This window comes from Burkholderia sp. LMG 13014 (assembly GCF_905232215.1).
In the GTDB taxonomy this organism is placed as follows: Bacteria; Pseudomonadota; Gammaproteobacteria; order Burkholderiales; family Burkholderiaceae; genus Burkholderia.
The window spans coordinates 1-5,010 of record NZ_CAJNKE010000441.1 but is presented as its reverse complement, the minus strand read 5'-3'; the positions used below and the strand labels follow the sequence as shown (position 1 = coordinate 5,010).

Below are 5,010 nucleotides of genomic sequence, written 5' to 3'. Positions count from 1 at the left end.
CGGCGGCGCCGGTGTGTTCTGCGCGTAGCGCTGGAAGATCGCATCGCTGTTGTCGCCGGTGGCGGGTGGCGGCGGGGGCGTGCCCGGGCCGGCCAGCGCGGTCGGCGGCTGCATCTGCTGTGCGCGCGCGGTGTCGTTGAGCGCCTGTTCCTTGCGTTCCGTCTGCGCGATCAGGTCGGTCAGCGGATCGGGCGCGACGGCCGGATACAGATCGAACACGAGCCGGTACTTGTAGGCGCCGACCGGCGGCAGCGTGAACACCTGCGGTTTCACCGAACCTTTCAGGTCGAACACCATCCGCACGACGTGCGGCTGATACTGGCCGACGCGCACCGACTGGATCTGCGGATCGTTCGGCGCGATCTTCGACACGAGGTCGCGCAGCGCCTGGTCGAGATCGAGGCCGGTCAGGTCGACGACGAGGCGGTCGGGACCCTGCAGCAGCTGTTGGGTATTCTGCAGCGGCTGGTCGGATTCGATCGTGACGCGCGTGTAATCGCGTGCGGGCCACACACGCACGCCGAGCACCGACGATGCGTGCGCGAGCCGCGGCGCGACGAGACCGAGCACCAGCGTCGACGCGCCCGCGCACAGGATCTGACGGCGCCGCCAGTTGTGCGTCGCGGTAGCCGCCGATTCGATCGAGCGGAACGGTTTGATCAACATCTTTCGAGACATGCCTTTCCTGAAGCGCTGTACGCCCGGACGGTGAGGGCGCGGCCGTCGCCATCCACGTCGAGCGAGAAAACCAGATCGGGTACGCCGAGCAGCGTACCCGCCTGTTGTGGCCATTCGACGAGGCAGATCGCGCTGGAATTGAAATATTCGCGAAAGCCTGCGTCGGACCATTCGGCCGGATCGTTGAAACGATACAGATCGAAGTGATAGACCTCGAGTTCCCCATCGTTGCGTTCGAGTGCGTACGGCTCGACGAGCGTATAGGTCGGACTGCGCACGCGACCCGTGTGGCCGAGGCCCCGCAGGATCGCGCGTACGAGGGACGTCTTGCCCGCGCCGAGATCGCCGACCAGCTGGATCTGCAGCCCGTCGAACGCATGCGCGCGGGCGAGTTCGACGCGTGCCGCGTCGAGCGCGTGCGCGAAGCGGGTGCCGAAAGCCTCGGTCGCCGCTTCGTCGGCGAGCGCGATCACGCGCTGCTCGAGCGGGGCGGGCAAACTGACGGCATGAGGCGGGTGGCTGGACGTGGCTGACATTCTCGTAAAATAGTGCGATGAACCGATTACCGGAACTCGCCGCATCCGACAGGCCTTCGACTCGTGACGAAGGCGCGGCATCGTGCGCGCTCGACGATGCGGCGTTGACTGCGCTCGCCGCGCGCATCAGGGCGTGGGGGCGCGAATTGGGTTTCGGGGCGATCGGCATCAGCGATACCGATCTCTCGGATGCCGAAGCAGGCCTCGCCGCCTGGCTGGAAGCCGGATACCACGGCGAAATGGATTATATGGCGAAACATGGGATGAAACGCGCGCGTCCGGCCGAACTTGTGGCCGGTACGCGACGCGTGATTTCCGTGCGGCTCGCCTATTTGCCGGCCGAAACGCTCGCCGGCGACGCACCGGGCGAGCCCGCCGGCGCGCTGGTGCCGCATGACTGGCGCGCGCGTGAGCGGGCCCGGCTCGACGATCCGCAGGCAGCCGTCGTGTCGATCTACGCCCGCGGCCGCGACTATCACAAGGTGCTGCGCAACCGGCTGCAGACGCTCGCCGAGCGTATCGAGCAAGAGATCGGCGCGTTCGGCTACCGCGTGTTCACCGATTCGGCGCCCGTGCTCGAGGTCGAGCTTGCGCAGAAGGCCGGCGTCGGCTGGCGCGGCAAGCACACACTGCTGCTGCAGCGTGATGCGGGCTCGCTGTTCTTCCTCGGCGAGATCTACGTCGACGTTCCGCTGCCGGCCGACGCGCACACGTCGCCCGACACCGCGCCCGAGACACCTGGCGCACACTGCGGCAGCTGCACGCGCTGCATCGGCGCGTGCCCGACCGGCGCGATCGTCGAGCCGTACCGCGTCGACGCGCGCCGCTGCATCTCGTACCTGACGATCGAACTGAAAGGCAGCATCCCCGAACCGCTGCGGCCGATGATCGGCAATCGCGTGTACGGCTGCGACGATTGCCAGCTCGTGTGCCCGTGGAACAAGTTCGCGCAGGCCGCGCCCGTCGCCGATTTCGACGTGCGGCACGGCCTCGATCGCGCGACGCTCGTCGAGCTGTTTGCGTGGGATGCGGACACGTTCGATACGCGGATGCAGGGCAGTGCGATCCGGCGCATCGGCTACGAAAGCTGGCTGCGCAATCTCGCGGTCGGGCTCGGCAATGCGCTGCGCGCGGACCCGGGCCGGCTCACGCCGCCCGCGCGCGACGCGATCGTCGCCGCGTTGCGCGCGCGGGCCGATGATCCGTCGCCGGTCGTGCGCGAGCATGTGGAATGGGCGCTGCGGGCCGCGTGAAGGCGGCGTAAAGTGTCGTCGGCGCGCGGCGGTGCCGCGCGCATCCATCGGTCAGGAGAGGGCCATGTTCAATGCAGTCATCGACGCACCGTTCGGCAAGGTCGGCATCCGCACGGACGCCGCGGTGGTGCGCGAGATCGTCTACCTGCCCGAATCGGTGAAGTCGGTCGAGCCGGATTCGCCGCTCGCGACGCGCGCGGTCAAGCAGATCGAACGTTATTTCGAGCGCGCGTCGGCGCGCTTCGACCTGCCGCTCGCCGAAGTCGGCAGCGCGTTCCAGCATCGCGTGTGGGACGTGATCAGCGATATCCCGCCCGGCACGGTGCTGACCTACGGCCAGGTCGCGAAGCGGATCGGCAGCGCGCCGCGCGCGGTCGGCCAGGCGTGCGGCGCGAACTACTTCCCGCTCGTGATCCCGTGCCATCGCGTCGTCGCGGCGGGCGGCCTCGGCGGCTTCGCGAACCACGACGACAACGGCTATTACCAGAAAGTGAAGCGCTGGCTGCTGGCGCACGAGGGCGTGCCGTACTGATGAGTGAACCGCTGATTTCCCCCGAAGCCGACGGCGATGCTGCCGCGGCGTCCCCTGCGCTGCTGGCGAGCCGAGCGTCGATCGACGTGTTTTGCGATGCGCTGTGGCTCGAGCACGGGCTCGCGCGCAACACGCTCGACGCGTACCGGCGCGATCTGGTGCTGTTTTCCCAATGGCTGGCTGAGACGCACGACACGCCGCTCGATTCGGTCGACGAAACGATGGTGACGGGCTACATCGCCGCGCGCAGCGACGGCAAGGCGACGTCGTCGAACCGGCGGTTGTCCGTGTTCCGGCGCTATTACGGCTGGGCCGTGCGCGAGCATCGCGCGAGCGCCGACCCGACGTTGCGGATCACGTCCGCGAAACAGGCCGCCCGGTTTCCGTCGACGTTGTCGGAGGCGCAGGTCGAGGCGTTGCTCGGCGCGCCCGACATCGACACGCCGCTCGGCCTGCGCGATCGCACGATGCTCGAGCTGATGTATGCGAGCGGGCTGCGCGTGAGCGAGCTCGTGATGCTGAAGACCGTCGAGGTCGGGCTCAACGAGGGCGTCGTGCGCGTGATGGGCAAGGGCTCGAAGGAGCGGCTCGTGCCGTTCGGCGAAGTCGCGCACGGCTGGATCGAGCGCTATCTGCGCAATGCGCGGCCGGCGCTGCTCGGCGCGCGCGCGGCCGACGCGCTGTTCGTGACCGCACGCGGCGACGGGATGACGCGCCAGCAGTTCTGGAACATCATCAAGCGCCACGCGCAGCACGCGGACGTGCGCGCGCACCTGTCGCCGCACACGCTGCGGCATGCGTTTGCGACCCACCTGCTGAACCACGGCGCCGACCTGCGCGTCGTGCAGTTGCTGCTCGGCCACAGCGACATCTCGACCACGCAGATCTATACGCACGTCGCGCGCGAGCGGCTGAAGACGCTGCACGCGGAACACCACCCGCGCGGTTAGCGCACGTTTCGCGGCGCGGGCGCTGGCGGGCGCGCCGGCCCGCCTGCCTCAGACCAGCTCGCGCAGCTTGTGTTTCAGCACCTTGCCCGTCGACGCGGCCGGCAGCGCGTCGAGCACGCGCAGGTGCGCGGGGCGTTTGTAAGGCGCGAGCCGTTCCGCACACCATGCGTGCAACGCCGCTTCGTCCGCCGTCGCACCGGGCACCAGTTCGACGAACGCGAGCACTTCCTCGTTGCCTTCGACCGCGCGGCCGATGACGGCCGCCTGCACGACGTCCGGATGCGCGTTCAGCACCTGCTCGACTTCGACCGGATAGACGTTGAAGCCCGACCGGATGATCAGCTCCTTGCTGCGGCCCGCGATCGTGACCGCGCCGTCCGCCTCCTGCCGCGCGAGATCGCCGGTGCTCAGCCAGCCGTCCGGCGACACGGCCGCGCGCGTGGCATCTGCGTTGCGGTAGTAGCCGAGCATCACGTTCGGCCCACGCACACGGATCTCGCCGACTTCACCCGGTGGCACGTCGGTGCCGTCCGGCGCGACGATCCGCATCTCCACCCCGGGAATCGGCACGCCGACCGAGCTGTCGGTGCGTGGCGCGTCGAGCGGCGTCTGCGTGATCGTCGGGCTGCTTTCGGTCATCCCGTAGCCGTTGTGCAGCGGCACGCCGTACAGGCGCTCGACGCGTGCCTTCAGGTTCGCGTCGAGCGGCGAGCCGCCCGAATACGCGAAGCGCAGGCGCGGTGCGCGCCATGCGTGGCCGTGCGTGTGCAGGTGTTCGAGCAGCTTCGCGTGCATCGCGGGCACGCCCTGGAAGATCGTGACGCCTTCGTCGGCGAGGGCGACGCGCACGGCTTCCGGCGAGAAGCGCGGGACGAGCCGCAGCGTCGCGCCCGCGTACAGGCTGCCGAGGCAGACCGACGCGAGCCCGTACACGTGCGACACGGGCAGCACCGTGTAGACGACGTCGTCGGGCGACACGCGACGCAGCGTGCTCGATGTCGCCGCGATGAACAGCAGGTTGCGATGCGACAGCATCACGCCTTTCGGCGTGCCGGTCGTGC

At 69.0% G+C, this 5,010-nt stretch carries 6 protein-coding genes; 3 read left to right on the top strand and 3 right to left on the bottom strand.

What is annotated here, in order from left to right; all coding sequences use genetic code 11:
• Both JYJ84_RS28145 and tsaE read right to left on the bottom strand, forming a co-directional pair.
• Nucleotides 1-678 (bottom strand): AMIN domain-containing protein (locus JYJ84_RS28145; RefSeq protein ID WP_205189734.1); only part of this gene is annotated, 678 nt, incomplete at its 3' end.
• The gene (gene tsaE, locus JYJ84_RS28140; protein WP_175223426.1) at nt 660-1,214 is read right to left on the bottom strand and encodes a tRNA (adenosine(37)-N6)-threonylcarbamoyltransferase complex ATPase subunit type 1 TsaE; all 555 of its coding nucleotides are present in this window, start codon (nt 1,212-1,214) and stop codon (nt 660-662) included. The genes JYJ84_RS28145 and tsaE, both read right to left, overlap by 19 nt.
• A 17-nt stretch (nt 1,215-1,231) precedes the next feature.
• On the opposite strand from tsaE, the gene queG reads away from it, so the two are divergent.
• The 3 genes from queG to xerD all read left to right on the top strand — a co-directional run bounded on the left by queG (nt 1,232) and on the right by xerD (nt 3,949).
• On the top strand, nt 1,232-2,467 hold the full coding sequence (gene queG / locus JYJ84_RS28135; protein ID WP_175223427.1) for a tRNA epoxyqueuosine(34) reductase QueG: 1,236 nt from the start codon (nt 1,232-1,234) through the stop codon (nt 2,465-2,467).
• 64 nt (nt 2,468-2,531) lie between these two features.
• Nucleotides 2,532-2,999, top strand: coding sequence for a methylated-DNA--[protein]-cysteine S-methyltransferase (locus tag JYJ84_RS28130; protein ID WP_122946122.1), 468 nt, complete (start codon nt 2,532-2,534; stop codon nt 2,997-2,999).
• Nucleotides 2,999-3,949 (top strand): site-specific tyrosine recombinase XerD, encoded by a 951-nt coding sequence (xerD, locus tag JYJ84_RS28125; protein ID WP_122946121.1) that lies wholly within the window; start codon nt 2,999-3,001, stop codon nt 3,947-3,949. The genes JYJ84_RS28130 and xerD overlap by 1 nt, the downstream gene beginning before the upstream one ends.
• A 48-nt stretch (nt 3,950-3,997) precedes the next feature.
• Here the strand turns inward: xerD and JYJ84_RS28120 are convergent.
• Nucleotides 3,998-5,010, bottom strand: a 1,013-nt coding sequence (locus tag JYJ84_RS28120; RefSeq protein WP_205189732.1) for a class I adenylate-forming enzyme family protein, incomplete at its 5' end; no start/stop codon positions are given.

Coding starts and splice junctions, on each gene's coding strand:
- tsaE (WP_175223426.1), bottom strand. CDS start 1,214: ATGTCAGCCACGTCCAGCCACCCGCCTCATGCCGTCAGTTTGCCCGCC.
- queG (WP_175223427.1), top strand. CDS start 1,232: ATGAACCGATTACCGGAACTCGCCGCATCCGACAGGCCTTCGACTCGT.
- JYJ84_RS28130 (WP_122946122.1), top strand. CDS start 2,532: ATGTTCAATGCAGTCATCGACGCACCGTTCGGCAAGGTCGGCATCCGC.
- xerD (WP_122946121.1), top strand. CDS start 2,999: ATGAGTGAACCGCTGATTTCCCCCGAAGCCGACGGCGATGCTGCCGCG.